The organism is Rhizobium sp. CF080 (assembly GCF_000282095.2).
Classification (GTDB): Bacteria; Pseudomonadota; Alphaproteobacteria; order Rhizobiales; family Rhizobiaceae; genus Neorhizobium.
In genome coordinates, this window is the sequence record NZ_AKKC02000004.1 from 566,799 (window position 1) to 592,407 (window position 25,609).

The window sequence follows — 25,609 nt, forward strand, 5'->3', positions numbered from 1 at the left end:
TAAACGCGCTGTCGTGGGCCAGTTGAGCCGTTGCACCTAGCGCATTTCACGCATGGGGCTTGGCAGAAGACTTTCGGGGTATGAGGGTCGGAGCCGAGACGCGGATCCGATCGTCAGCTGAAGCGGCCCCATTTGTGAGCAGATCCAAAGCGTTTGACGCAATCTGCTCGAAGGGAACGCGCAGTGTCGTCAGCGGTGTCGGAAGATGGCTGACGATAGGGATATCGTTGTATCCGACCACTGAAACATCGTTGGGTACGGACATTCCGAGACGCGAAAGACCGGACAGTGCGCCGATCGCGGTGTTGTCGTTCACTGCAAAGATCGCCGTAGGACGATCTTCCAACCGCATGAGCTGCTCGGCCGCATCCGCTCCAGCGTCGATCCCGAAGGTCGACGGAACAATGCAGTCCGGACAGACCGAGACGCCTGCCTCTTCCAGTGCCTGCCTGTAGCCCTCGACGCGTCCGAGCGAGCTGGAGGCATATGACGGACCAGCAATCACGCCGATCCGACGATGACCCAGGTCCAGGAGGTGACGCGTCGCCAAATATCCCCCCAACCGGTCGTCGCCAATCGAAGAAAGGCTCCGTCCGTCGGTGCGCAGAGCCAGGACAAAAGGTACACCTCGGGCCACCAGCTCGTCAGGGAAATCATCATCCTCACGGGCGGTCGAAAGGATCAATCCGTCAACGCCTCGTTTCAGAAGCGACTCGGCAGCAAGCCTGTCGGCCTTGGGCTTGTCATCGGTCGTCGCGACAACGGCGAAGCGGCCGCTTTTGCTGCACGCTTTTGCCAGGGATTCGTAGAGCATTGCCATGACGGTATCGGTCAGCCGGGGCACGATCACGCCGACCGTCATCGTGCTGCCGCGTCTGAGGCTCGCAGCGGAGACATCGCGGACATAACCCATATCCTCCGCGATCTTGCGGACGCGGCGCGCCGTTTCATTATCGGACCGGGGAAGTCGCTCATCGAGGATGCGCGATACTGTCGATTTCGAAACGCCAGCAGCCGACGCAACATCAAGGATGGTCACCCGTGTCTGGCGGCTCGCTTCTTCGGCCATTGAATCCATTTCACTTTTTCCGTTTACAGCTGTCTCGCGATTAACGCCCTCAGCATGCATCAAAAAAAATGTTGACTCCAGTAAAATCGGAAACGATAGTGGGAACGTTCCCATTAACGATCCCATCGCTGGTCGCCAAGGCGGACAGCGTCTATCAAGGAGGAGACAACCTATGCCATCGATGGATTTGAGAGGCCTGAGCCCGGCACCCGTCACCGCGTTCACCCGCGACGGAGAGGTCGATTACGCGGCCAATGCTCGTATCGCCAAGTGGCTTGCAGGCATGGACGGCGTGAAGAGCCTTGTCATTCTTGGCCATGCCGGTGAAGGCACGTTCCTGACCGAGGAAGAGCGCCTGAAGCTCATCCGCACCTATGTCGAAGCCGTCAAGGGCCAGGTTCCGATCATCGCGGGCATTACCGGGGAGGGCACCAGGGTCGCCGCTGAAGAAGCCAAGAAGTGCAAGGCTGCCGGCGCGACCGGCGCGCTCGTCTACCCGAACCACGGTTGGCTGCGTTTCGGGTTTCAGAAAGGCGCGCCGCAGGATCGTTACAAGGCGATCTGGCAGGAATCGGGCCTGGAGTGCATCCTGTTCCAGTACCCGGATGCCACCAAGGCTTCCTACGACCTGGACACCCAGCTTGCGATCGCGACCCAGGACGGCGTCGTTGCCACCAAGAATGGCGTTCGCAACATGAAGCGCTGGTATGTCGAGATTCCGGAACTCAAGAAGGCCAACCCGAACCTGCAGATTCTGAGCTGCCATGACGAATGGCTGCTGCCGACTATGTTCGATATCGACGGCCTGCTTGTCGGCTACGGCAATATCGCACCGGAGCTGCTGATCGACCTGATCAAGGCAGGCAAGGCGCAGAACTATCCGGAGGCCCGCCAGATCTTCGAACGTCTCCTTCCGGTCACCCGTGCCGTCTACCATCGTGGCTCCCACATGGAAGGCACAGTCGCCCTGAAGCTCGGTCTCGTTCATCGTGGTGTGCTTGACCATGCCACCATCCGCGAGCCGCTGAAAAACCTCGGCGAAAAGGCCGAGGCCGAAATCTTTGCGGCCTTCGACGCCGCGGGAATCGGCCGGGTCGAGCAGCTGATGGCGGCTGAGTAGTCGAGAGCGCCCCCGCTTTTCACGCGGGGGCGTTTTCAGGGGGGAGAAAATGCGGCCGCATTCGGGACTGATGCGTCGCAGCCGCACCATCTGTGAGGCTGGTGCAACCCTCGCCGATGAGAGAGCCATGCCTTCCAGATCCGCGGGCAACGTCGTGCCCAAGGATCCCGAAGTTTAAGACATCCAACGCGCAGGTTCGACGCCAGGCCGGGAGGGCCAGGCAAAGGGAGGAAACATGAACATCGAACAACGGATGACCGCGCCGTCGCCGGTCGTCGATACCCAAGCTGAAATCAGCGCCCGCCTTGAACGGCTGCCGGTCACCCGGGAGGTCTTCTGGGCCCGAAACATCGTCGGCGCCGCGACATTCTTTGACGGTTACACCGTCATTGCCATTGCCTATGCCATGCCGGTTCTTGTCCGCGAATGGGGCCTGACCCCAGGACAGACGGGAATGATCCTGTCGATGGGCTACCTCGGGCAGCTGATCGGCGCCATCTGCTTTGGCTGGCTTGCCGAAAGGGTCGGCCGCCTCAAGGTGCTGCTGTTCACGATCCTGCTATTCGTCAGCATGGACATCGCATGCCTCTTCGCGGCCGGCGCCGGCATGATGATGGCATTCCGCTTCATTCAAGGCATCGGAACCGGCGGCGAAGTTCCGGTCGCGAGTGCCTATATCAACGAGCTGATCGGTTCGAAGGGGCGTGGCCGCTTCTTCCTGCTCTATGAGGTCATGTTCCTGCTCGGCCTCGTCGGCGCGGGCTTGATCGGCTACTTCCTGGTCCCAGCCTACGGCTGGAAGGCGATGTTCGTCGTCGGACTGATCCCCGCGATCCTGATGATCCCCCTGCGCTGGTTCCTCCATGAATCACCCCGCTGGCTTGCCGCCAACGGCCGCTATGAGGACGCCGACCGCATCGTCACCAGGTTCGAGAACAGCGCTCGCGCTGCCGGCACGGAACTGCCGAAGCCGAAAGTCGTGGCCGCTCCCCTCCGCCGCAGATCCGACTGGCACGAACTTTTCCAGGGCATCTACCTCAAGCGCACGTTGTCGATCTGGGCCATGTGGTTCTGCGCCTATATGGTCGCCAACGGAACGATCACCTGGCTTCCGACCCTCTATCGACAGACGTTCAACCTGCCGCTTGAAACCAGCATCTTCTACGGCTTCATCACCTCGGTCGGTGGCGTCATCGCGGCGGTTATCTGCGCACTGCTCATCGACAAGGTCGGCCGTAAGCGCTGGTACACAGGTGCCCTTCTGATCGCGCCGATCCCGCTTGTCATCCTCGCCTGGCTGGGTGCGACGTCCGCGATCCAGGTTCTCGTCCTCGCGGGTCTCGCCTATGCTATCGTCCAGACCGTGACCTTCTCGCTCTACCTCTATTCGGCAGAGATCTACCCGACCCGCCTTCGTGCCATTGGCACGGGTACAGGCAGCGCCTGGCTGCGTCTCGGATCTTCTGCGGGGCCTATTGCTGTGGGCTGGGTGATGTCCTCGATGGGCATCCAGTATGTCTTCGGCGCTTTCGCCGCGATCCTTCTGATTGGCGCGCTGGTCACGGCCGTCTTCGCGGTTGAGACCAAGGGCAAGGTCCTGGAGGAACTTTCGCCATGACGACCTGAAGTGTCAGCGATCAAAAAGAGCAAGGGATCAAAGGCTCGGCGAAGATCGTCCGGGCCTTGATCTTTTCTAGAGAGCTTCCGTACGTGCGGCGGAATGCTCCGCCTTCATAGAGCACTTACTCCAACGAAGGGGATGCGCCCATATCGCTGGATCGTTCGATTTCCTTCAAAAGTACCGAGACTGTTGGACGGACCTCGCCCTTGCGCCGAAAGACCGCATATATGTCGCGCGTCAGCGAAATCTCGTTGAAGTCGAGAGCCACCAACCCCAATCCGCTTCCTTGAAGGTTCGCGCGCGTCAGATAGGCCAGATGGCGGGTCCGCGAGATCATCGAGGTCAGAAAGTTTATCGATGTCGTTTCTACGGCCACCACGGGTTTGGGCAAGCTGGCACTGCGGAAAAGAGATTCGAGCAGCAGCCTGTCGGTCTCGGGTAGGGGCGGCAGGACCCAGCTGTATTCCGCGAGATCTGCGACCGTCAGATTTTCGCGATTTGCCAGCGGATGCGATTGATGGGCAACGATCTGCACGGGCTCCTTCGCAACGAGCCTCCATTCGAAATCCTCGTTCAGGATCTCGCTGGGTTTTACGGTGAAAACGACGTCGAGCTTTCCGGCGAAGAGCTGGGGAAGCAGGACTTCATTTGTGCCCTCATGCACCATGAGACCGACATCCGGGCGCGCGACCGCAAACTGGTTCAACGCATCGGGGATAAGCTGCCGCAAGGCGGCAGCCATGCTTCCAATTCGAAGGGAGCCGCGCCGCGCGCCGCGGAGCGCATCTATTTCATCGACGGCCTCGTTGGCCAACGACAGCAGCAGTTCGCTGTAGCCGATCAGGCGCTGTCCGAACAGTGTCGCCTGAACTCCGCTCGGTCCGCGGTCGAGCAAGCGAACGCCAAGCGCCTGCTCCATGCTACGGATGCTCTTGCTGAGCGCAGGCTGGGTCAACCGCAAATTCTCGGCCGCCATGCTGAAGCTGCCGGTATGAACAACTGCCAGGAAATGCCGCAACTGACGAAGATCGAGTCTGTGTAGGTTGTTATTCATGCTTCCCGCTCTGTGCCAGCCTATTCTGCAGCCACTATGGACAAAGGCGACATCCCGGGCAAATCTCAGCTGTTCGACGAGGGTGGATCGGGGAGCGGCGGCACTTCCGGATCTTCGCGGTCTCCTCGTCAATTCGACCGAAGACGAAAGCGCTGGGCCAGTCTACGAGTGACGGAGCGGTATTTTCAACCGTACTATTAGGCCATGAGGCTGGCGCTCGAGAAACTCCAAGGTGCCTGCATGCCCTTGGACGATTTCAGAGACGATGGATAAGCCCAATCCAAATCCCGTACTGTTTACCGAACGGGCGGCATCGATCTTGTAAAACGGCTCCAGTACCCGCGACCGCAAGGCCTCGGGGATGCCGGGGCCATCGTCGGCTACCTCGATGACGACGGTTTCCGCAACGACGCTCAGGGAAATGTCGACGTTGCTGCCAAATTTGACAGCGTTCTCACAAAGATTGTTGACGGCCCGAGTTATCGCAACTGGCTTGAAACGTGCCGGCAGACGATTTGGGCCGAAATAGCTCACGTTGTGGCCGATGTCGCTGAATTCGTTGCAGATCGTTTGAAGCATCGATGCCAGATCGACGGTTTCCGCTGTCTCGCGGTTATGATCGTCGCGCAGGTAGCGAAGACTATCCCTTAAAAGGCTGTCGATCCGAGAGATGTCGGCAAGCAGCATGTCTCTCAATTCACCCTCGCACGCACGCTCCGCACGCAACCTCAACCGTGTCAAAGGGGTTCGCAGATCATGGCTTACCCCTCGCAGCATTCGCGTGCGGCCTTCGATCATCGTCGTGATGCGATCGCTCATACCGTTCAGCGACCGTGCGACGGCGACGATTTCAACGCTTCCCTTTTCTTCGAAAATCATTCGTCCGGATGTGATGTCGGCATTTGCTGCTGCCGCCGCAATCTTCCGCAATGGACGCGTGATTGCCCTCACGGCGAAGGAGGAAAAGAGGACGATCAATGTAATAAGCGCTACAAGGTAGTGCGGGCCTCGGGCCAGGAGTTCATTCCAAAAAGCCGTGTCCTGAAACCCTCCCAAAACCAGCATCGTCTGTTCATCGACCTCGGCGGAAACGACGCGCTTGCCGTTAAGAAACGTCTTCCACCCACCCACCGGTGTCTGTGTTCCGTCAGGCGCGAACAGGAAGTCAACCACAGCCTCAAACATGCTTTCCGCGGGAGATGTCGTGGTGAATGTGGTTTTGAGTGAACTCGGTTGCAGGGTCAGATCCCAGCCAGCGCGACGGGCGGCCAAAACGACCACATCACGTTCTTCGAGTGTTGCCGTTTTCAGGATGGAACTGAGCGCAAAGACCCGATCCGCATAGGTGTCGACGGTGTCGATATCGAGCATCGGGTAATCATTGCCAACCCTTTGCTCAAGCATGGAGCCACCCACGACGATGATGATGAGACCAAAAAGTATGATCGCTGTGATCTGACTTTGAATAGTCGAAAGCGTAAAAAGGTGGCGGTGCGGCATCCAAACTCCGGTGCACGATCTGCGCTGACCAATAAGTGTCGCGCCTATTTGGCAGGTGGCGAGGATACCCGAATTGTCGCTTGCGGTCGCGGATGTTTCGTTGATCAATCATTACGTTTTGTTGCGATTGGAGAAGGTTTACTCTGTCATTCCGGGCATCCAGGGATCCGTAACAAAGCGTAACACAAATACACGTTCCCCATGGCTCCACCATGCAACAACCGCCTCGCAGGACCCGCTTGCGATCTGGAACGGCGGGCTGATCACGCATCTGGAGCCCTCATGTCATACCTTAAACCAAACAAGCGGCGTCTTTTCCCGGTCGCACTATGTGCCGTCATCGGCTTTGCAGGACTGGCCTCGAAGGTCTCCGCCGCCGATCAGACCGCGTCGAGTGACGCGCCTGAACCGTCCTTCGATGGCGCTCGGTTCGACAACACCAAACCCAAGCATGACTGGAGCCTGATCGTCGGCGCCGGCGCTTCCTACGATCCCAAATATGAAGGAAGCGACGAGTTCGAGGTGAGCCCCATTCCCTTCGTCGTTTTCACCTACGGAGACTGGCTGGAGATTGATCCCGGCGGCGTCAGCGTGACGGCTTACAAGGCTAACGGATTTTCCGTCTCCGGGAATGTGGGCTATGAAAGCGGCCGCGACGAGGGTGACGGAAACCGGCTCAGGGGGCTCGGCGACATCGATTTTGCGGCGACCGTAGGCGCCAAGGTTGCCTATGAATGGGGTCCGGTCGAGCTTTATGCAAGCGTGGATCAGACCATCAATGGTAGCGAAAGCCTGATCGGAAAATTCGGCGTAGAATATTCGGCGCCGGTGACCGAACGGCTTATCATTGGTGCGAAAGCAGAGGCAACCATCGCGAATGCGAAGCATATGCAGGCTTATTTCGGGATAGATGCGGCACAGGCAGCGCGCTCGGGCTTGCCCGAATACAAAGCGGAAGCAGGCCTCAAGCGCGTCGACGTCTCCGCATCCGCCACGTATGCCTTGAGCGAACATTGGCTGGTTCGTGGCGAAGTGGGGGTTGGCGTCTTGACCGGAGACGCTGCCGATAGCCCGATCGTCGAAGAAAAGGTGCAGCCCTCGGTATCGGCCTTTGTCGGTTATAAGTTCTGACCGGCATCCAGGCCCGGGAACGCAGGTAATATCAACAGAAACAGCCGGGCTTGACCCGGCTGTTTCTGTTTCGCGAGCTCGCCGCCATGCATGTCAGAATTCCTCTACCACAGCGGTAAACGTGTATCCCCCGAGCCTGACCGTCTGCAACATCGTCGGCTCCCTCGGATCCGCTTCGATTTTCTGGCGCAGCCGGCTGATATGCACATCTATGCTGCGCTCGATAGGGCCGGCCAGCCCGGCATGGGTGAACTGCAGCAGTTCCTCGCGGGTAATGATCCGGCCAGGATTGCGACAGAAGGCCAGCAGAAGATCGAATTCTGTCGTCGTCAAAGAAATGCGGGCGTTGCTTGGATCATAGACCTGCCGACGCATCGGATCGATCAGCCAGCCGTCAAACCTTAGCTTTCTCTGCCCCGAGCCGTTCGTCAATCCGTACGATGCCCGCCGAAGGAGGCTGCGGACGCGAGCCACAACCTCTCGGGGGCTGAATGGCTTGGTGATATAATCATCGGCGCCGACTTCGAGCCCGACGATCCGGTCGACCTCCTCGCCAAGGGCGGTAAGAAGGATAATGGGGACGGTCCTTTCCGAACGAATGCGCTTGCAGATGCTGAGGCCATCCTCGCCTGGCAGCATGATGTCCAGGATGATGAGATCGAAGGAATTGTTTCGAAGCAGAGATTGCATCGACCGTCCATCTTCGGCGACGGTGGGGTGCATGCCGCTTTCCTGGATTGTCAGCGCCAGAAGATTGCCGATAGCCGGATCGTCCTCGACGATCAGTATCCTGGCGTTGGCGAAATTCGGCTGCATCGAACTGTTCCTGTCTGGGTGTGGGCAAGGATGCCTGCAGGATAACGTCCCAGATATTTCGCTTTGTTAAGTTTTATTGCGATGTCTCCGGTGCCGCGGTTTCAGTGTGGCCGCCGGCACCGATTCTGGTTCTACCAGAATCTCTGGGCCGGCCAAATGGCCGGCCCAGACGTCTAGCGCCACCGTCGGCGGCGCCGGGTCCGTCAGATCTCGGCCGACTGGAGGAAAGGCCTGAAGATGCGGGCGGCCCAATCGCCGACACTCGAAACGATCAAGTGAAGTGAGGGAATAACGATCAGCGACAGGAGGGTGGAAACCAGCAGCCCACCGATGACCGCGATCGCCATGGGAGCGCGGAACTCGCCGCCGTCGCCAATCCCGATCGCGGATGGCAGCATTCCGCCGATCATCGCGAGCGTCGTCATGATGATCGGACGCGCCCGCTCCGAACACGCCTCGACGATGGCGTCGATGCGGGCAAGGCCGTGGGCTTCGCGCTCGATGGCGAAATCCAGCAGCATGATGGCGTTCTTGGTCACGATGCCCATCAGCATCAAGATGCCGATGACGACCGGAAGCGATAGGGCGCTGCCGCTCAACAGCAGGCCCGCCGAAACGCCTCCGATCGAGAGCGGTAGAGAGGACAGGATCGTCCATGGCGCCAAGACGCTTCCGAACAGGAGGATGAGGACCACGAGAACCAGCAGGAGACCGGATCCCATCGCCACGCCGAAACTGGCAAACACCTCGCCCTCGGTATCCGAGTCTCCGGTCGCCTGGATACGCACGCCTTGTGGCAGGTTTTTGACACTGTCCAGTTGCATAAGCCTGTCGAGCCCTTGGCCCGAGGTCATGCCTGAGGCCATGTCCGCTCCGATCTCGATGCGGCGCTCGCGATCGAAACGTTCGATGGTGGACACGGACTCGTCGAGGCTCATATCGACCACGGCGGATAAGGGGACGGCGGTTCCGTCGGCTGCGGGCACCGTCAGCATTTCCAGCGTCGGTAGGTCATTGCGAGCCCTGCTGTCCAGCAGGACCCGGATCGGAATCTGCCGCGAACCGTCGGTGAATTTCGGCAAACGGCTGTCCACGTCGCCAACGGTCGAAACCCGGATAGTTCGAGCGATCTCAGCCGACGACACGCCGATTGTCGAAGCCTTGTCCATCTCAACCGTCATCCGGAGTTCTGGTCGTGTCGCCGCGTTGTCGGCCGTCGGGTTGACGAAACTCTTGTCCGCCGCAAGCGTCTCGAGGATCGTCTCTGCGGCGTGCTGGGCGAGATCGCCATCGGCGGAAAGAACCGCAAAGGACAGATCCCTTCCTCCTCGCGTATTGAGAAAACGGAGCCGCGCGTCGGCAACGGCCGAAAGTGTTTTCTCGAGGCTTTCCTGGATTGCAAAGGATGAACGGTCCCTTTGCGACTTGTGAAGCAGATCGACCAGGACAGCGGCATAGCGCACATCTTCCTGTCCCGTCGTATTGGCACCGGCTCGCACGAAAACGCTCTCCACCCCATCCTCCAGACGAACGAGGTCGGCGATCTCGTTCGTCGTTTTGCGGGTTTCGTCGAGGCTAGCGCCCGGAGGCAGCTCCACGGACAGCGTCAGACGGCCCGTGTCCTCCTCTGGCAGAAATGCCGTTGGCAGCGATCCCATGACGACAAGCGCGAGAGCGAAAACGCCCAGGGCGCAGCCGACCGTCAACCACCGCCAACGGAGCGTTACCCGTAGCAGCCCTTCATAGGCGATCGCGAGACGTCCTTTTTGCCCTGGTGACGATGCGCGGTTCGTCATGAAATACGCAGCCAAAATCGGCGTAACCAGCCGCGCGACAAGAAGAGAGAAGAACACTGCAATGGCAACCGTCAGGCCGAATTCGCGAAAATAAAGACCGACCACGCCGCTCATGAAACCAACCGGTGTGAAGACCGCGATAATCGTCGCGGAAATCGCGATGACAGCAAGTCCGATCTCGTCGGACGCGTCCAGCGCCGCCCGGTATGCGGACTTGCCCATATTGCGATGGCGCACGACGTTCTCGATCTCGACAATAGCATCGTCGACCAGAATGCCGGTGACGAGGGTGATCGCCAGCAGGCTCAGAATGTTGAGCGAGAAGCCTAAAAGATCGATGGCGAAAAAGGTCGGTATGACGGAGAGCGGCAAGGCGACAGCAGCAACGACCGTCGCTCGCCAGTCGCGCAGGAACAGGAACACGATGACGACGGAAAGCGCCGCACCTTCGAACAACGTCTTCATGGCCGAATGATAGTTGCCGGCCGTGTAGGACACGTTGTCTTCCACGAGCTTGAAGCGGGTGCCCACGTCGTCTGAACTGAGGGCTGCAAGCGCCGTCGCTACTTCCTCCGCCACGGTGACGTCGCTGGCGCCCTGCGACCGGTAGACGGAAAAGCCAACGACGTCGGACTTGTCCAGAGTGGCGAAAGATCGGGGCTCGGCGACAGTATCTTCGACCTGGCCGACATCGCTCAACCGGATGCTGGTCGTATCCGATAGGGAGATCCGGAGGGCCGCGAGTTCCGGCACGCTCCGTGCCACGGCGGCGGATATGACTGCCCGTTCCCGCCCGCCGAGATTGCTTTTCCCGCCGGATCCGTCGAATTGGTTGTCGATCAGGCTCTGGTTCACCGCATTGGCCGTCAGCGACAATGCCTGCAGCCGGGTCGGGTCCAGTTCGACATGGATTTCCCGCTCCACACCTCCGACCCGCTCGACCCGCCCCACGCCTTTGAGGCCCTGCAGTCTTCGCGAGACAACGTCGTCCACGAACCAGGACAGGTCCGAAAGAGTCATGTCCTTGTTGGTGACTGCATAGGTCACCACGGACTGGGCCTCTTCCTCCACCCGTTCGATCACGGGTTCATCGATCGTCTCCGGCAAATCGGAGCGCACCTTGACGACCGCATCACGAACGTCTGAGACGGCGCGATCCGGCGATACCAAGCCCAACTCGAACTCGACTTCCGTGATGGAGCGTCCTTGCGTAACGGTCGATTTCATTTCCTTGATGTTCGGTAACGTCGCCACCGCATTCTCGACCGGACGCGTCACTTCGGTCTCGAGTTCGCCGGGCGTCGCTCCCGACTGTTCGATGGTGATCTTGACGACAGGCTCAATGATCGTCGGGAAGTAGGTGATCGGGAGTTGGGTGAAGCTGTAGAGGCCGACGACCATCAGCACCACGAAAAGAAGAAGCGACGGGAGCGGCTTGCGGATTGCCCAGGCCGAAATGTTCATGCTCATCGTGTCAGGGCTCCCACCCGGTTTTCGAGCGATGCGGCGGCGGCAGGCTCTCGGGTTTGAGGCTCAGGCGGCGTTACCATGACGGCTTTGACCCGTTCCTCCGCCTTCAGGAAAGCCCCCGCCTTCAACGCGATCGCCTCCCCATCCTCGATGCCGCCGACGATCTCGACCAACCCTCCCTGCGATGATCCGATGCTCACGCGGCGCACATCCACCACGCCATTGGAGATGACGTAGACATTGTGTGCGCCGCCCGCGCTTCTGACCGCGGAGCTGGGCACGAGGATGTTTCTGCGTTCGGCGACGTCGATGGCGCCGCGGGCGAACACGCCGGGGGTAAGCCCTTCGTCGTCGGCAAGCTCGACCCGAACAGTCCCGCTTCTTGTCTTGGGGTCCAGTTGGGCGGCGTTCAGGCGGATTTTGCCTTCTATGGCTTCATTCCGGCCAGGCAAGGTAACTTCGGCGCGCATTCCCTCATGCAGACGCACGAAGCTTGTTTCGGTCACCTGCGCCACGAATTCCATGTCGTCGTCTTCGGCGATGACGAAAAGTGGCTCGGCCGACCCGGAAGTCATTGCGCCTATGCGCGCTTTGCGGCTCAATATCTTGCCGGAGCTCGGAGCCCGTATCGTGCTCCGCTCGACAGTCAGTTCGATCTCCTGCCGCTCGCGAGCGATCATCTGTTCTTCAGCCTCGGCGAGTTCCAGCGATTGCCGTGCAAGCCGCAGTTCCGCACCGGCGCGTGCATAGGCATTCTGATGCTCATCGAGGACGTTATCGGCGATGGCGCCTTTCGGCTGAAGCGCGCGGCTGCGCTCAAGCTTCCTGCGGGCTTCTCCCTCACTGATCAGAGCCAAGTCTACCCGGCTGCTCTCGACGGCAACAGCTGCCCTGCCGCGCAGCAGGTTGACCGCGTTCTTCCCCAGCAGCATCTGAGCCTCGGTCGTGTCCAGCAGTACAAGCGCCTCGCCCTGGCTGACATGCTGTCCCGCCTCGACGAGGATCTGCCTGATTTCCTTGCCGAGAACCGATGGATAGACTTGGATCTCCTCTCGCGCGGCGAGTGTTCCCACAACCTCGATCCGCTCGGTAATCGCTTTCTGCCGGGCGACCACTGCCGTCACCGGCATCTGCCGCTCCTCGGCAAGCGAGCCGGTGGGCAGGCAGAAGGCGACAAGCGCAGCTCTTGCCGCACGGTTGGCGCTAGATCTCAGCGCAGAGACGATCTTTGGTGATGCAGTCATGAGGCGACCCTGTTTGTACCGGGGCACCGCAGTGCCCAATGTTTCGGATCGCACTGTAGCGAGGTGGAAAGCCCGCGCTGTTTCGTATTCTTAAGAAATGTTTCGGCGTATCGGCCATCGCCGACATCAAGGGCAACCGGGCGAAATATGACTTAACAACAATCAACATCGGGCAGCCCGAGGGCGGCCTACCATCGCTTCTGGATCATGAAGGAAGTGGTGAGATGGTGACAATTGTTTGCATGAAATGGGGAAGCGAGTTCACCGCTGCTCATGTCAACGCGCTTTATGCGGGCGTGCTGCGGAATATGGACGAAGCCTTTGACTTCGTCTGCCTGACGGATGATGGCCGCGACCTTGCCGCCGGTATCGACGTCCGTCCGATACCCGATCCCGGTCTGCCGGAGCGTGCATGGCGCAGGGGATGCTGGCCGAAGGTCGGCGTGTTCGCCCCGCATCTCTTTCCGCTTGAGGACGTCGTGCTTTTTCTCGACCTGGACGTCATGGTCCAACATTCGCTCGCGCCTTTCATCGACCTCGTCCGCCAACGCCGCCATCTCGTCATTCAACGGGAATGGAACCCTGATCTCTGGAGCCTTCTACCCCCTCTTCTCAGGCCCGACCGCGGCGCGCAGTCCTCCGTCTTCGGCTTTAACCCGGCAAACCTGGAACGCGTATACAGCGATTTCACCGCTGAAACTGCCAGGATTATCGAATCGTTCAAGAACGACCAGACCTACCTGACCCATGCCGTGAAGCGGCGAAGCTATTGGCCGGCCGGCTTCTGTGTCAGCTTCAAGAGAAGCTGCACCCATTATTTTCCGATCAACCTGCTCCAGCAGAAGATCAGGCAGCCGAGGAAGGCGAAAGTCATCGTCTTCCACGGGAAGCCGCGTCCCTGGGAAACACTGGTGGAAAACGGTGTGCGCTGGGGATCAAAACGCCGGTTCGGCATCGGTCCGGTTCCGTGGATAAAGCGGTACTTCGATCAGGCGGACGCGATGCTTGCATCGATCCACCGCAGCTCAAACAGGGAATCGCAGCTGCACCTCGTCAAAAGCCAGGATGGTTTTAGCCAAAGCCATTTCGCAACCAAAGGACAGGGCCAGCCAAGTCCGGAGAACGTCGCTCAGCGCAAAGCATTGCCGGTGCCGCAGAACTTGAGCGGCAAGGTTTCTTCATGACTAACGTAAACGTTGCGTCACATCCTCATATTCTTCTCTACGCCCGCAGCCCTATAGCATCCAGGCTCGGCCAGACGCTGTCGGAGCAAGCATTCTGTGTCACAACTGCAACGGATCAGAGGGAGTTTGTGGCGGCGCTCGAGCAGGATTGCTATTGGGCGATCGTGACTGGCACGGCACATGTCCGGGAGGTCCGGGCAAGGGCGAGCCATCCGATCATCAACTACGAGATCTTCATCCACAGCGTACCGCAGACCACCAATCCCTCTTCGGACACCAGGCCCTATTTCGATGCCGGTGAATTTATCAAGCGCGTCCGCTCCCATGCCAAGAACCCAGCGGACGGAATTTAGAAGAACACGTGCTACGGCCATTGTGGCAATGAGCCGGTCCATCAAAAGTTCGTCTGACCCCATCAGCGGCCCCATCGTGTTACGGAAGGTGACCGTATCACGCGACTTGATCTCCAGAAGCGCGCGATGGCATTTGAAATACCGAGCGCGAATATGGACCTCTCGAAGATCAAGACCCTGATCGACTTTGTCGGACGATCGAACATCACCGAACTGACCGTGACGGAAAAGGACCTGACCGTTCGAATCTTCCGATCGCAGCCAGTGGTTGGAGAGGCCCTGGTCGGAGCGGCGGGGAAGCAACAGCCGATTGCGGGTGCGTCGGATGGCTCAAAACACGCTGAGCAAGCGTCGGTCTTTCCCGTAAAGGCGCCGGTTTTCGGCGTGCTGCATCGGAGTTCGGCACCGGGCGAGCGGCCGTTCGTCAAGCTTGGAGATGATGTGAAGGAGGGGCAGACCCTCTTCATCATTGAAGCGATGAAGGTCTTCAACAAGATCACCGCGCCGCGGTCCGGGCGCATTGCCAGCCTGACCGAAACCGACGGCGGCGAAGTCGAGACCGGCGAACTGCTCGCGGAGATCGCGTGATGCCGGAGACGTTCGACAAGACCGCTTTAGCCAGTCGGCGTTTTGATACGGTTCTCATCGCCAATCGCGGGGAGATCGCGGCCAGGATCCAGAAAGCCTGCCGGGAGCTCGGGCTGAAGACCGTCGCCGTCTATTCCGAGGCTGATCGGGAGGCGCCTTACGGCAAGACGGCCGACAGCGCTCTGTGCATCGGCCCGTCGAGCGCGGCAAAAAGCTACCTCAACAAGGACGTTCTTCTTCTGGCGGCGCGTTTGACAGGCGTCGGCGCCATCCATCCAGGTTATGGTTTTCTCTCGGAAAATGCCGCATTCGCCGATGCGGTCGAAAAGGCCGGTCTGGCATTCATCGGCCCGAGCGCGGCGTCGATCGAAACCATGGGCGACAAGATTTCCGCAAAGAGGGCAATGATTGCCGCCGGCGTCCCTTGTGTTCCCGGACCGGATACGGCGCTTGCCGACGATCCGGCGGTCATTGAGCGCGTTGCCCTGGAGATCGGTTATCCCGTTATCATCAAGGCTGCGGGCGGAGGAGGCGGACGGGGCATGCGCGTCGTGCCGGAGGCAGGCCAGCTGCAAGAGGCGGTCGCGCTCACCCGCGAAGAGGCGCGGCAGGCCTTTGGCTCGCCGTCGCTCTACATGGAAAAATTCCTCCAGCATCCGCGTCATATCGAGATCCAGGTCCTTTGCGACACCCACGGCAATGCAGTCTGGCTCGGGCACCGGGATTGTTCGATGCAGCGCCGCCATCAAAAGGTGGTGGAAGAGGCGCCGGCATCCGGGATCGCGCCGGAAGTGATCCGGCCGGTCGGGAGGGCCTGTGTCGAGGCGTGCCGCCAGATCGGCTACCGGGGCGTCGGAACCTTCGAATTCCTCTATGAGGATGGTGCTTTCTATTTCATCGAGATGAACACCCGGCTTCAGGTCGAGCACCCGGTCACCGAGGTGACAAGCGGGATCGACATCGTCCAGGCGCAGATCAAAGTGGCTCAGGGCGATCCCCTCGATCTGTCCCAGGCTGATGTGAACTGCGATGGCCACGCTTTCGAATGCCGCATCAATGCCGAGGATCCCGATACTTTCCTGCCGTCTGCCGGCGTCATTACCGGTCTCGCCCTGCCCGAAGGGCCTGGAATCCGGGTGGATACCCATATCCATGCCGGGTATAAGGTGCCATCCTATTACGACTCGCTGATCGCCAAGCTGATCGTTCATGCGCCGACGCGCGCGGAGGCGATGGCGAGGATGCGCGAGGCGCTCACCGGGATGTGTGTGGACGGAATTTCCACCAATATTCCCTTCCTGCGCGCGCTTTTCGACGACAGCGCGTTCGCGCGCGGCGAGACGGATATCCACTATCTCGAACAATGGCTGAAACAGCGGAGAGCGCCATGAGTGCGATCGATTTCAGCGATCCCGCGACCATCGCGCTCCTGACCGATGCGCTGACGGCAGCCGGGGTGAGCGGCCTGGAAATTTCGCGGCCAGGTGGACAGTTGCGCATCGTCATCGAGACGGGGAATGAGACACGGATCGATGTAACCACCACAACGCAACCGGCCTCGGTGGTTCAGCCGGTGGTCCTCAAGGCGCCGATGGCCGGCCATTTCTGCCCGGGACGGTCATCGCGATCCGCAGCCGCCGATCGTCTGCCGCGATCGGTTTCCGCTGCAGACATCCTCGGTTTCCTTCGCGTTGGCCCCATCCTGCTTCCGCTTTGCGCCGGCCGTGCAGGCATATTGACTAAGCAGCTTGCCGAGCCCGATGCGCTGGTCGGCTTCGGCGATCCCTTGTTCGAGATCGAGCCTCAATCATGATTGCCACATTGAACAACCATATGCCGTTGCGCGAAATCGTACCCGCCGCCCAGGGCCGCGCTCGCGTTTCCTCGATCGGAGCCCGGTCCTTCCTGCTCGAAGCGCCGGGAGAATTCGATCTCGCCGCACAGCGCCGAATCTGGGCGCTGTCGCAGACGGTCAGAGGCTGGCCGGATATCGCGGAAATCGTTCCGGGAATGACCAACCTGCTGGCGATATTCACGGAGGCGCCGGAGGATCCCGATACTGTCGTGGCACGGCTGCTGGAGGCATGGGGCAATGCCCGCAGCATCGATCTGGCGGGCAAGACCATCGAAGTTCCCGTTCATTACGGCGGTGAGCATGCGGTGGACCTGCCCGCGCTTTGCGACCTTGCCCGGCTCAGCGACCGTGAGGTCGTCCGTATTCATCACGAAGCGACCTACCGTGTTTTTGCCTTGGGCAGCGCTCCGGGCTTCGGTTACCTGCACGGCCTCGATCCGCGCATCTACATGCCGCGAAAGACCGTTCCCTCGCTGAAGATGGCGAAGGGCTGCGTGACCATCGGCGGCATGCAGACCGGCGTAGCAATGCTCACCGGCCCGAATGGCTGGAATTCCATAGGTTTCGCAGAATTGCAGATGTTCGACCCGACGTCGCCCATGCCGGCGATGATGGCGCCGGGCGATACGGTGCGGTTCGTGCCGGCAAGGATCGAGCTATGATCGAGATTGTGGAAACCGGCCCGTTCAATACGGTCCAGGATCTCGGGCGACCGGGCTATCGCGATATCGGCGTTTCGGCCAGCGGCGCGATGGATCCGTTTGCCGTGAGGATCGGTAATATTCTCGTCGGGAATGAAGAGGGTGCAGCCGGGATAGAGGTGCAGACCTTTCCGTTCAGCCTGCGTTTCGACCGGCGGACCGTCTTCGCAGTCACCGGCGCCGACGGCGATCCGATACTGGATGCGTTGGAATTGCTTCCCTGGTGCGCCTATACGGCGGAGGCCGGACAGGTGCTTCAGCTGAAGCATCCGCCGACATTGGCGCGCGCCTATGTTTGCATCGGCGGGGGCCTGGATGTCCCCTCAGTGATGGGATCGCGCAGCACATCCCTGCGGGGCAGCTTCGGCGGCAATGCCGGCCGGCCATTGGTCAAGGGCGATCGGATCGCGCTCGGCAAGAGTGCCGACATTGCCCCGGTGCCGGCGAGTGGCTTGGCTGTCATTGAGCCCGCCGTGGCGCTCCGGGACGTCTTTCCGGATCTCGTTGACGGCACGCTGCCGGTCCGTGCCCTGCCTGGTGGTGAGCATGCCCTATTTCCCGATGACGGCGACGCCTTCTGGAGCCAGACCTGGAAGATTTCTTCCCGTAGCGATCGTACGGGCTATCGTCTGTCGGGCGAGCCCATCAAGCCAACGGCGTCGATCGAGATGCGTTCCCATGGGATCGTGCCCGGAGTGATCCAGGTTCCGCCCGGCGGGGAGCCGATCGTCCAGATGAGCGACGCGAACACGGCGGGTGGATATCCGAAGATTGCCGGCGTGATCGAATGCGACCTGTGGCGGCTTGGCCAGGCTCGCATCGGCAGCCGGATACGCTTCGTGCGGTCAACCCATGCGGAGGCGCGCGCGGTGGAGCAGGCGGTCGCCCGCTATGTCGAAGACGTCCGGACCACATCCGAAATGGTCAAACGCGCCTTGAGGGCGATGGCCTGAAAATATCGATCGGTCAAAGGGAGTTGCCGATGAAAATCGATCTGAATTCCGACATGGGCGAAGGCTTCGGTCCTTATCGGCTATGCGACGACGAGGCGATGATGAAGGTCGTGTCGTCTGCCAACATCGCCTGCGGTTTCCACGGCGGCGACCCGGATACGATGGCGCGCATGGTGCGGCTCGCAAAGGCGAACGGTGTCGGCATCGGCGCGCACCCGGGACTGCCCGACCGGCTGGGCTTCGGACGGCGCGAAATGCCCTTCCAGGCGGATGAGCTGCGCCAGCAGATGCTCTACCAGCTCGGTGCGCTGATGGCGATTGCCGCCAGCGAGCGCGTCGCCGTCGGCCATATCAGCTTTCACGCAGCCATGGGCAACATGATCAACCGCGATCCCGTGCTCGCCGATCTGATGATGGATGCCATTGCGACGGTGGATCCGGGGCTCGTCGTGTTCGTGACGCCCGACAGCGAAATAGAACGGGCGGCCAAACGGGCGCGGTTGAAGACGCTGGCGCTCTTCCTGGCCGACCGGGCCTATGATGCCGACGGCCGGCTTGTCGCCCGCGGTCTGCCCGGCGCCGTCATCAAGGATGAAGGTGCCGTGCGGGCGCGGGTGCGCCGCTTCCTTCGCGACGGAGCTGTCGAGACGATCGACGGGGGCGTGATCGCCATGCCGGCTCGGTCGATCCTCGTGCACAGCGATACGCCGGGTTCCCTTGAGCTTGCGCGTATCGTCCGAAGCGAGATCGAAGCCTCGGGCGCAATGCTCGCGCCGGCCGCCGAACTCGCACTTTAACGCATCCCGACCGCCAGCCCGACGGTCTCCCGTTCCAATCCGTATCGAAAGATCATGTCGATGTCTTCTACCGCCGATCGCCTGAAAAACGTCTCCATATCCGCCTCAGCGGCCATGACCCAGCGTGCCAGGGAACTCGCCGCAAAGGGCGTCAAGGTTGTCAGCCTCTCTTCCGGGGAGCCGGACTTCCCCACGCCGCTGCATGCCATCGAGGCGGCCCATGCCGCCGCACTTGGCGGTGATACGAAATATCCGCCGATGGACGGAACGCCGGCGCTCAAGGCGGCGATCAGCCGGAAGTTCAAGCGGGACAACAATCTCGATTATGATGCCAGCCAGATCGTCGTTTCAGCGGGCGGCAAGCAGGTGATCTTCAACACGATGCTCGCCACCTGCAATCCCGGCGACGAAGTCGTCATTCCGACGCCTTCCTGGGTCAGCTACGCCGATATCGTCAAGTTCGCCGGTGGTGTTCCGGTGGCGGTACCCTGCTTCGAACAGGCGGGCTTCAAGCTGCGTCCAGAGGATCTGGAAGCCGCGATCACGCCGCGCACCAAATGGCTGATCCTGAACTTTCCGAACAATCCGACCGGCGCGGCCTGCTCGCGCGCCGAAATGAAGGCGATCGCCGAGGTCATGCTGCGCCATCCGGATGTCTGGATCCTGACCGACGATATCTACGAACATCTGGTCTATGACGGTTTCGAATTCTGCACCATCGTGGATGCTCAGCCCAGGCTCTATGATCGCGTCCTGACCATGAACGGGGTCTCGAAGGCCTATGCCATGACCGGCTGGCGGCTCGGCTTCTGCGCCAGCGGCTCCAAGGAGCTGATTGCTGCGATCAGCAACGTCAATGGCCAGAACGGCGGCGGCATCACCACGGTCACGCAGGCTGCCGCCATCGCGGCGCTGAACGGGCCTCAGGATCTCCTGAAGGAGCGGGCCGCGATCTACAGGCAGAGGCGCGATTTCGTGCTGGACCGGCTGTCGGAAGTGGAAGGATTGCGTTGCCACAAGCCCGAGGGCGCATTTTACCTCTATCCCAATATGTCGGGCTTGATCGGCAAGACCACCAAAGGTGGGCGAAAGATCGAGACCGACGTCGATTTCGTCATGGCCCTGGTGGACGAACATCATGTGGCGACAGTGCAAGGCGCCGCTTACGGGATGAGCCCCTATTTCCGCATTTCATACGCGACCAGCATGGAAATGCTGGATGAGGGATGCGCGCGGATCGCCCAGTTCTGCAGGGACATGCGCTGACGCGTGATCTGATGATCCGGCGCGGCTGCGATCGCATGGGAGTTCGCCTTACGCCCTCAGCCGTGCGGTCAGCTCGAGAAGGATATCCTTGACCGCCAGCGCCGCCTCAGACAGCGAATTCTGATCGGAAACGCAGAGCGACAGCGTTTCCTCTATTCGCGGCGAAACGAGCCGGCAGATGAGCGGCTCGCTCGATTCCGTCACAATGCGGTCGGCGATGGCTTTCGGCATGATGGTCGCCCCGAGACCGCTGCCCACGGCGCGGGCCAATGTCCTTACGATTTCAACTTCAGCCACGACCTTCAGGTTGATCCGGCTGCGTGTGAACGCCGTGTCGACCGCACGGCGGACGAAATTATAGGCCGGTGGCATCAGAAGCGGCATGCCGTCGAGTGCCGTGACCGGAATGGGTTTGGTATCCGCTTCGATCGCGAAGTCGCGGTGTGCGACGAGGAAGAATTCCTCGCTCAGGATCGGTTCGAACCGAACGCCCTTGATCGGCCCCGCTCCGTGGATCAGCGCCATTTCCAGCCGGCCGTTCATGATCATCTGACTGTAGGTCTGACCGACACTTTCGGTGAGATGCAGCAGGATGCCGGGATGGCGTCGGCGTGTCTCGGCCAGCAGGTCGACGGAGAGCGTGGCGGCACTGCTGAAGGGCACGAGGCCTACGGAAACGCGCCCGGCAAAGGAATTGCCGGCGGCGGAAGCATCTGCCTGGGCCTGTTCCATCTGGCGAAGAATGATCTGTGCATGGCGATACACCGCATGTCCCGCATCGGTCATGCTGACGCCCTGCTGGCTTCGTATCAGCAGCTTCTGGCCGAAATGCTCCTCCAGTGCCGCCAGTTGCTGGCTGAGCGCCGGCTGCGCGATGTGCAGCAGGTCCGCCGCGCGCGTGATGCTGCCGCTGTCGACGATCACGATGAAGGATTTGAGGCGTCTGATGTCCATGCGGATTTTCGCCGTTTGCTCTGAGTAGGCGCATGTTTACAGACGCGATTTTCTTTTGCAACGCCGCGGCTGACGTCGGCCTGGATCGGCCGGCCGCCCCCCGCCGTCATTGCGGCACCAAGACTCCATAACCGTTGCCTATTGGTCCACAAATAATCGGTCTTAGGCAAGAGATTAAAGGTTCGCTACTGTCTGGAGCAACAACAAGGGGATCCGAATGCCATTCTCCGATTACAAAACCGCATTGGTTACCGGCGCCTCCTCCGGTATCGGCGCTGCTGTGGTGGAGCGGCTTCGCCGCGAGAATATCGAGGTCCACGCGGTTGCCCGTAGCGCCGATGCTCTGCAGGATCTGGCCAAACGCACTGGCTGCATCGCTCATGTCATCGACGTCACCGACCGCCCGGCACTCGCCGCACTCGCCGACCGCATCGAGTTCGATATCCTCGTCAACAATGCCGGCGTCGACCGGCCCAAGAAATTCCTGGAAGCGGACGAGGGCGATATCGACCTCCTCGTTGATGTCAATCTCCGTGCCGTCCTGCACATCTGCCGTCTGATCGTGCCGGGAATGGTCGCTCGCGATCGAGGCCATGTCGTCAACATTTCCTCGATCGCAGGCAACTACAACTTCGGCGGCAACTCCATCTATCATGCCGTGAAAGCCGGCGTCGCCATGCTGTCGAACCAACTGCGCATCGATGCGTTCGGCAAGCGCGTGCGGGTGACGGAAATCTGCCCCGGGCGGGTCGCCACGGACATTTTCAACCATGTGCATGGCGACGATCCCAGCATCCGGGAGCGGTTCATCGACGGTTTCGAGCTGCCGCAGGCAGCCGACATCGCCGAAGCGATAGCGTTCGCGATCGCCGCGCCGGTCGCGGTCAATATCGGCCACATGGAGATCACGCCGACATTGCAGGTCATGGGTGGCCTACAGACGGCTCGGCCGCAGCCGGCTCCGGCAGGTCTGGACATTTCCAAGGAGCCGGGGCGGTGAACGGGTTCGATCTCTCGGCTATTCTGAGGAATCCCGAATATACCGCGATGCTCTTGCACGGCATCGAGATGACCTTTGTCATCTATATCGGCTCGTGGCTGCTGGCCATGACGCTCGCGCTCCTGCTTCTGTGCATCCGGTTTTCGCCGCTCCGCTTCGGTGACAGGGTCGTGGCCGCCTATGTCTCCTATCACCGGAACGTGCCGACGCTCGTGCAGCTGATGCTGTGGTATTTCGGCATTTTCACACTGTTCCCGGCAGGCTTGACATCCTGGCTCGCGGCTCACAATGCCGAAGCGATTTTCGCCGTCATCGGCCTCGGCCTGTGCCAGGCGGCCTATTTCAGCGAGGACCTGCGGTCCGGCCTTCGCTCGGTAAGCCCCGGCCAGATGGAAGCCGCCAAGGCTCTCGGGCACGGCTATATCTCCGCGATGCGTTTTGTGATCATGCCGCAGGGCGTGCGTAATGCGCTTCCTCCGCTGATCAACCATAGTGTTTCCCTGTTCAAGAACAGCAGCCTCGCCATCGTCATCGGTGCGTCCGAACTGACGCATGCCGTGAAGGAAGTTGAAAATCTGAGCTTCCGCACCTTCGAAATCTACCTGATCGGTACGGTTCTCTACCTGTTCTTCTCGCTCCTGATCATGAGCGCCGGCGCTTATCTCTCGATGCGCGCCGACCCTGTCCGGAGTGCACGCGCATGATCCACGATATCATCGCCATCATCCAGGACTACTGGCTTCTGCTGCTGATCGGTCAATATCCGAACGGCCCGCTAGGCGGGCTTGCAAATACGCTGATCCTGTCGGCGCTCAGCATCGCGCTCGCCTTCCCGGTCAGCATTATGCTTGCCTTAGCGCGGCTGTCGAAATGGCGGCTGCTGCGGTGGCCGGTTACCGCACTCGTCTACATAACCCGCGGTGTGCCGCTCCTGATGCTCATCCTCTGGAGTTACTTCCTTGTCCCGCTTTGGACGGGAGCAGACGTGCCGAGCTTCGTGACGATGCTGACCACGCTTGTCGTCTACCAGGGCGCCTTCCTGAGCGAGGTCGTGCGCGCCGGAATTGTCGCACTCGGCAGCGGCCAGATGGATGCCGCCCGCGCACTTGGACACAGCTCTCTCGGTGCGATGCGCTTCATCATCCTTCCTCAGGCGCTCTACAACATGATCCCGAGCATCATCTCGACCTTCGTCTCGACGATAAAGGACACGACGCTCGGATATGTCATCAATGTCCCGGACCTCACTTTTGCGGCAAGCCAGGTCAACAACCAGCTTTTGACGCAACCCTTCCAAGTCTTCTTCATCCTCGCGGTCGTCTACTACGCGATCTGCTGGAGCCTGACGCATGTCGCCAACATCGTCGAGCGCCGCATAACGCGCCGCCGTGCGGGTCTGTCCGGCGGCGCGGCGCCGGTCGAACTCGTGCCGGCCAAAATCATATCGGAGCAGCTATGAGCACCTCAGCAGCAGAGATCCAGCAGGTACAGACGATCCGCCTTTCGGACGTTTGCAAAAGCTATGGCGACTATGCGGTCCTCAAGAATATCGAGGCGGAAGTCGCCCGAGGCGAGGTCGTGGTGATCTGCGGGCCTTCCGGTTCGGGGAAATCCACCCTCATCCGTACGATCAACCGCCTTGAGGAGATCAACAGCGGATCGATCACCCTCGATGGTCAGAACATTCATGCGGCGATGCGGACGAGGGAACTCAACCTGCTGCGCAGCAGGATCGGTTTCGTATTCCAGAACTTTAACCTGTTCCCGCATCTCTCCGTCGTCGAAAATGTGTCGATGTCGCCGATCCGCGTGAAGGGCGTGGCCGCGGATGTCGCCCATGACAAGGCGCTCAAGCTTCTCGATCGCGTCGGGCTCGCCGACAAGGCGCGGGCCTATCCCGGCCAGCTGTCGGGTGGCCAGCAGCAGCGGGTGGCGATAGCGCGTGCACTCGCCATGGAGCCACCGGTCATGCTGTTCGACGAGCCGACCAGCGCGCTCGATCCGGAAATGGTGGGCGAGGTGCTGGCGGTCATGAAGAGCCTGGCATCCGAAGGCATGACCATGATCTGCGTGACGCATGAAATGGGCTTCGCCCGCGATGTCGCAGACCGAATCTGGTTCATCGATGCGGGGCAGATACTCGAGACGGCCCCGCCCGAAGAGTTTTTCAAGACACCCCGCCATCCCCGGGCTCAGCGGTTCCTCGCCGATCTGCGCCATTGATACTCACGACCAACGACTAACAACAAAGGAGAACAGCAATGAACTGGAAATTCGTAACTCTTACCGCCGTGTTGGCAGGTGCCGCGGCGGCCTTGCCCGCAAAGGCGGACCAGCTCGACACGATCATGTCGGCCAAGACGCTTCGTTGCGCGACGTTCGCAGACGTGGTGCCCTTCGCAGCACCCGACCCGAAGACGCGAGAAATGGCTGGCTTCGACGTCGATCTCTGCAATGCGATCGCCAAGGAACTGGGCGTCAAGGCCGAAATCAAGCCGGTTTCGGTCGAAGCGCGCGTGCCGGAAGTCAAGCTCGGCCGCGTGGACATCACGGTTGCCAATCTCGCTTATACACTGAGCCGCGCAGAGCAGATTCAGTTCAGCGATCCCTACTATCTCGCCAAGGAAATGCTGATCGTCCCGGCCGATGACCCCGGCAAGAAGAGGGCCGACTACGAAGGCCAGCGCATCGCCTCGACCAAGGGCTCGACTTCGGAAATGTCGATCAAGCTCAACAAGTCCGATCCGCTGACCTTCCAGGATACCGCATCCGCCTATCTCGCCGTCCAGCAGGGCAAGGCGCGCGGCATGGTCGCGAATACGATGACGACGACAAAATTCGTCAACGAATCCAAGACCAAGGGCAAGGAAATGCGGATGATCGAGGATCCGATGCTGTTCCAGCCGATCGGCATCGGTATGGCCAAGGACAATCCGGCCCTGACCACCAAGATCAACGAGGTGCTCCGCAAGCTCGATACGTCCGGCGAGCTCAACAAGATCTGGGACAAGTGGCTTGGCCCGAATACCGAATACAAGATGACGCGTAACGACAAGGTCGTACCGCTTTCCGAACTGAAGTTCGACCCGATCCCCTGAGGCCTTTGGCCCAGGTACTCCATCCAATTGCAAATCATC

24 protein-coding genes are annotated in these 25,609 nt (G+C 60.5%); 17 read left to right on the forward strand and 7 right to left on the reverse strand.

Annotation, left to right across the window (positions count from 1 at the left end; all coding sequences use genetic code 11):
* Positions 1-46: 46 nt before the first annotated feature.
* On the reverse strand, positions 47-1,078 hold the full coding sequence (locus PMI07_RS09685; protein WP_007761994.1) for a LacI family DNA-binding transcriptional regulator: 1,032 nt from the start codon (positions 1,076-1,078) through the stop codon (positions 47-49).
* A gap of 163 nt (positions 1,079-1,241) precedes the next feature.
* Here PMI07_RS09685 and PMI07_RS09690 point away from each other — a divergent pair, with 163 nt between their 5' ends.
* Positions 1,242-2,189, forward strand: coding sequence for a dihydrodipicolinate synthase family protein (locus PMI07_RS09690; RefSeq protein WP_007761997.1), 948 nt, complete (start codon positions 1,242-1,244; stop codon positions 2,187-2,189).
* A 235-nt stretch (positions 2,190-2,424) separates the two neighbouring features.
* Positions 2,425-3,807: an MFS transporter gene (locus PMI07_RS09695; RefSeq protein ID WP_007762006.1), complete on the forward strand. Its 1,383-nt coding sequence runs from the start codon at positions 2,425-2,427 to the stop codon at positions 3,805-3,807.
* Between the two features lie 124 nt (positions 3,808-3,931).
* Here PMI07_RS09695 and PMI07_RS33980 read toward each other — a convergent pair whose 3' ends face one another.
* Together PMI07_RS33980 and PMI07_RS09705 are read right to left on the reverse strand one after the other, a co-directional pair.
* On the reverse strand, positions 3,932-4,864 hold the full coding sequence (locus PMI07_RS33980; protein WP_007762007.1) for a LysR family transcriptional regulator: 933 nt from the start codon (positions 4,862-4,864) through the stop codon (positions 3,932-3,934).
* Positions 4,865-5,026: 162 nt separating this feature from the next.
* Complete coding sequence (locus PMI07_RS09705) at positions 5,027-6,364, reverse strand: ATP-binding protein (protein WP_007762008.1); 1,338 nt, start codon at positions 6,362-6,364, stop codon at positions 5,027-5,029.
* A 282-nt stretch (positions 6,365-6,646) separates the two neighbouring features.
* Between PMI07_RS09705 and PMI07_RS09710 the strand changes: the two genes are divergently transcribed.
* Positions 6,647-7,495, forward strand: coding sequence for a MipA/OmpV family protein (locus PMI07_RS09710; RefSeq protein WP_007762009.1), 849 nt, complete (start codon positions 6,647-6,649; stop codon positions 7,493-7,495).
* A gap of 93 nt (positions 7,496-7,588) precedes the next feature.
* Here the strand turns inward: PMI07_RS09710 and PMI07_RS09715 are convergent, their stop codons facing one another.
* The 3 genes from PMI07_RS09715 to PMI07_RS09725 all read right to left on the reverse strand — a co-directional run bounded on the left by PMI07_RS09715 (position 7,589) and on the right by PMI07_RS09725 (position 12,821).
* Positions 7,589-8,311 carry a response regulator transcription factor gene (locus tag PMI07_RS09715; RefSeq protein ID WP_007762011.1) on the reverse strand — a complete coding sequence of 241 codons (723 nt, stop codon included), beginning with the start codon at positions 8,309-8,311 and terminating at the stop codon, positions 7,589-7,591.
* 203 nt (positions 8,312-8,514) lie between these two features.
* Entirely contained in the window at positions 8,515-11,577 is a 3,063-nt protein-coding gene (locus PMI07_RS09720) for an efflux RND transporter permease subunit (protein WP_007762012.1), read from the reverse strand.
* Entirely contained in the window at positions 11,574-12,821 is a 1,248-nt protein-coding gene (locus PMI07_RS09725) for an efflux RND transporter periplasmic adaptor subunit (protein WP_155956427.1), read from the reverse strand. The genes PMI07_RS09720 and PMI07_RS09725 overlap by 4 nt, the downstream gene beginning before the upstream one ends.
* 224 nt (positions 12,822-13,045) lie before the next feature.
* Here PMI07_RS09725 and PMI07_RS09730 point away from each other — a divergent pair, with 224 nt between their 5' ends.
* From PMI07_RS09730 to PMI07_RS09770, 9 genes are all read left to right on the forward strand, one after another.
* The gene (locus PMI07_RS09730) at positions 13,046-14,005 is read left to right on the forward strand and encodes a hypothetical protein (protein ID WP_007762026.1); all 960 of its coding nucleotides are present in this window, start codon (positions 13,046-13,048) and stop codon (positions 14,003-14,005) included.
* A 128-nt stretch (positions 14,006-14,133) separates the two neighbouring features.
* Entirely contained in the window at positions 14,134-14,358 is a 225-nt protein-coding gene (locus tag PMI07_RS09735; RefSeq protein WP_037086133.1) for a hypothetical protein, read from the forward strand.
* A gap of 153 nt (positions 14,359-14,511) precedes the next feature.
* Positions 14,512-14,946, forward strand: a complete 435-nt coding sequence (locus PMI07_RS09740; RefSeq protein ID WP_024163699.1) for an acetyl-CoA carboxylase biotin carboxyl carrier protein subunit — start codon at positions 14,512-14,514, stop codon at positions 14,944-14,946.
* Positions 14,946-16,337, forward strand: coding sequence for an acetyl-CoA carboxylase biotin carboxylase subunit (accC, locus tag PMI07_RS09745; protein WP_007752123.1), 1,392 nt, complete (start codon positions 14,946-14,948; stop codon positions 16,335-16,337). The genes PMI07_RS09740 and accC overlap by 1 nt, the downstream gene beginning before the upstream one ends.
* The gene (locus PMI07_RS09750; RefSeq protein WP_007752125.1) at positions 16,334-16,759 is read left to right on the forward strand and encodes a hypothetical protein; all 426 of its coding nucleotides are present in this window, start codon (positions 16,334-16,336) and stop codon (positions 16,757-16,759) included. The genes accC and PMI07_RS09750 overlap by 4 nt, the downstream gene beginning before the upstream one ends.
* Complete coding sequence (pxpB, locus tag PMI07_RS09755; protein WP_007752136.1) at positions 16,756-17,463, forward strand: 5-oxoprolinase subunit PxpB; 708 nt, start codon at positions 16,756-16,758, stop codon at positions 17,461-17,463. The genes PMI07_RS09750 and pxpB overlap by 4 nt, the downstream gene beginning before the upstream one ends.
* Positions 17,460-18,455, forward strand: coding sequence for a biotin-dependent carboxyltransferase family protein (locus tag PMI07_RS09760; RefSeq protein ID WP_007752139.1), 996 nt, complete (start codon positions 17,460-17,462; stop codon positions 18,453-18,455). The genes pxpB and PMI07_RS09760 overlap by 4 nt, the downstream gene beginning before the upstream one ends.
* 29 nt (positions 18,456-18,484) lie before the next feature.
* Positions 18,485-19,252: a 5-oxoprolinase subunit PxpA gene (locus tag PMI07_RS09765; protein ID WP_007752141.1), complete on the forward strand. Its 768-nt coding sequence runs from the start codon at positions 18,485-18,487 to the stop codon at positions 19,250-19,252.
* A 54-nt stretch (positions 19,253-19,306) separates the two neighbouring features.
* Positions 19,307-20,518, forward strand: a complete 1,212-nt coding sequence (locus PMI07_RS09770; RefSeq protein WP_037086138.1) for a pyridoxal phosphate-dependent aminotransferase — start codon at positions 19,307-19,309, stop codon at positions 20,516-20,518.
* A 48-nt stretch (positions 20,519-20,566) separates the two neighbouring features.
* On the opposite strand, the gene nac is transcribed toward PMI07_RS09770, so the two are convergent.
* Positions 20,567-21,472: a nitrogen assimilation transcriptional regulator NAC gene (gene nac, locus PMI07_RS09775; RefSeq protein WP_007752149.1), complete on the reverse strand. Its 906-nt coding sequence runs from the start codon at positions 21,470-21,472 to the stop codon at positions 20,567-20,569.
* 217 nt (positions 21,473-21,689) lie between these two features.
* On the opposite strand from nac, the gene PMI07_RS09780 reads away from it, so the two are divergent.
* Genes PMI07_RS09780 through PMI07_RS09800 form a run of 5 tightly spaced genes read left to right on the forward strand, consistent with a single transcriptional unit; the run spans position 21,690 to position 25,570 of the window.
* Positions 21,690-22,472 carry an SDR family oxidoreductase gene (locus tag PMI07_RS09780; RefSeq protein ID WP_007752151.1) on the forward strand — a complete coding sequence of 261 codons (783 nt, stop codon included), beginning with the start codon at positions 21,690-21,692 and terminating at the stop codon, positions 22,470-22,472.
* Complete coding sequence (locus PMI07_RS09785; RefSeq protein ID WP_007752153.1) at positions 22,469-23,176, forward strand: amino acid ABC transporter permease; 708 nt, start codon at positions 22,469-22,471, stop codon at positions 23,174-23,176. The genes PMI07_RS09780 and PMI07_RS09785 overlap by 4 nt, the downstream gene beginning before the upstream one ends.
* A complete protein-coding gene (locus PMI07_RS09790) occupies positions 23,173-23,931 on the forward strand; it encodes an amino acid ABC transporter permease (protein ID WP_007752154.1) in 759 nt (252 codons plus the stop codon). The genes PMI07_RS09785 and PMI07_RS09790 overlap by 4 nt, the downstream gene beginning before the upstream one ends.
* On the forward strand, positions 23,928-24,695 hold the full coding sequence (locus tag PMI07_RS09795; RefSeq protein WP_007752157.1) for an amino acid ABC transporter ATP-binding protein: 768 nt from the start codon (positions 23,928-23,930) through the stop codon (positions 24,693-24,695). Before PMI07_RS09790 ends, PMI07_RS09795 begins: the two co-directional genes overlap by 4 nt.
* 38 nt (positions 24,696-24,733) lie before the next feature.
* Complete coding sequence (locus tag PMI07_RS09800) at positions 24,734-25,570, forward strand: ABC transporter substrate-binding protein (protein WP_007752166.1); 837 nt, start codon at positions 24,734-24,736, stop codon at positions 25,568-25,570.
* Positions 25,571-25,609 lie beyond the last annotated feature (39 nt).

What these genes read in the sequence shown, in the direction of transcription:
- PMI07_RS09685 (WP_007761994.1), bottom strand. Translation starts at nt 1,078, where the DNA reads ATGGATTCAATGGCCGAAGAAGCGAGCCGCCAGACACGGGTGACCATC.
- PMI07_RS09690 (WP_007761997.1), top strand. Translation starts at nt 1,242, where the DNA reads ATGCCATCGATGGATTTGAGAGGCCTGAGCCCGGCACCCGTCACCGCG.
- PMI07_RS09695 (WP_007762006.1), top strand. Translation starts at nt 2,425, where the DNA reads ATGAACATCGAACAACGGATGACCGCGCCGTCGCCGGTCGTCGATACC.
- PMI07_RS33980 (WP_007762007.1), bottom strand. Translation starts at nt 4,864, where the DNA reads ATGAATAACAACCTACACAGACTCGATCTTCGTCAGTTGCGGCATTTC.
- PMI07_RS09705 (WP_007762008.1), bottom strand. Translation starts at nt 6,364, where the DNA reads ATGCCGCACCGCCACCTTTTTACGCTTTCGACTATTCAAAGTCAGATC.
- PMI07_RS09710 (WP_007762009.1), top strand. Translation starts at nt 6,647, where the DNA reads ATGTCATACCTTAAACCAAACAAGCGGCGTCTTTTCCCGGTCGCACTA.
- PMI07_RS09715 (WP_007762011.1), bottom strand. Translation starts at nt 8,311, where the DNA reads ATGCAGCCGAATTTCGCCAACGCCAGGATACTGATCGTCGAGGACGAT.
- PMI07_RS09720 (WP_007762012.1), bottom strand. Translation starts at nt 11,577, where the DNA reads ATGAGCATGAACATTTCGGCCTGGGCAATCCGCAAGCCGCTCCCGTCG.
- PMI07_RS09725 (WP_155956427.1), bottom strand. Translation starts at nt 12,821, where the DNA reads ATGACTGCATCACCAAAGATCGTCTCTGCGCTGAGATCTAGCGCCAAC.
- PMI07_RS09730 (WP_007762026.1), top strand. Translation starts at nt 13,046, where the DNA reads ATGGTGACAATTGTTTGCATGAAATGGGGAAGCGAGTTCACCGCTGCT.
- PMI07_RS09740 (WP_024163699.1), top strand. Translation starts at nt 14,512, where the DNA reads ATGGACCTCTCGAAGATCAAGACCCTGATCGACTTTGTCGGACGATCG.
- accC (WP_007752123.1), top strand. Translation starts at nt 14,946, where the DNA reads ATGCCGGAGACGTTCGACAAGACCGCTTTAGCCAGTCGGCGTTTTGAT.
- PMI07_RS09750 (WP_007752125.1), top strand. Translation starts at nt 16,334, where the DNA reads ATGAGTGCGATCGATTTCAGCGATCCCGCGACCATCGCGCTCCTGACC.
- pxpB (WP_007752136.1), top strand. Translation starts at nt 16,756, where the DNA reads ATGATTGCCACATTGAACAACCATATGCCGTTGCGCGAAATCGTACCC.
- PMI07_RS09760 (WP_007752139.1), top strand. Translation starts at nt 17,460, where the DNA reads ATGATCGAGATTGTGGAAACCGGCCCGTTCAATACGGTCCAGGATCTC.
- PMI07_RS09765 (WP_007752141.1), top strand. Translation starts at nt 18,485, where the DNA reads ATGAAAATCGATCTGAATTCCGACATGGGCGAAGGCTTCGGTCCTTAT.
- PMI07_RS09770 (WP_037086138.1), top strand. Translation starts at nt 19,307, where the DNA reads ATGTCGATGTCTTCTACCGCCGATCGCCTGAAAAACGTCTCCATATCC.
- nac (WP_007752149.1), bottom strand. Translation starts at nt 21,472, where the DNA reads ATGGACATCAGACGCCTCAAATCCTTCATCGTGATCGTCGACAGCGGC.
- PMI07_RS09780 (WP_007752151.1), top strand. Translation starts at nt 21,690, where the DNA reads ATGCCATTCTCCGATTACAAAACCGCATTGGTTACCGGCGCCTCCTCC.
- PMI07_RS09790 (WP_007752154.1), top strand. Translation starts at nt 23,173, where the DNA reads ATGATCCACGATATCATCGCCATCATCCAGGACTACTGGCTTCTGCTG.
- PMI07_RS09795 (WP_007752157.1), top strand. Translation starts at nt 23,928, where the DNA reads ATGAGCACCTCAGCAGCAGAGATCCAGCAGGTACAGACGATCCGCCTT.
- PMI07_RS09800 (WP_007752166.1), top strand. Translation starts at nt 24,734, where the DNA reads ATGAACTGGAAATTCGTAACTCTTACCGCCGTGTTGGCAGGTGCCGCG.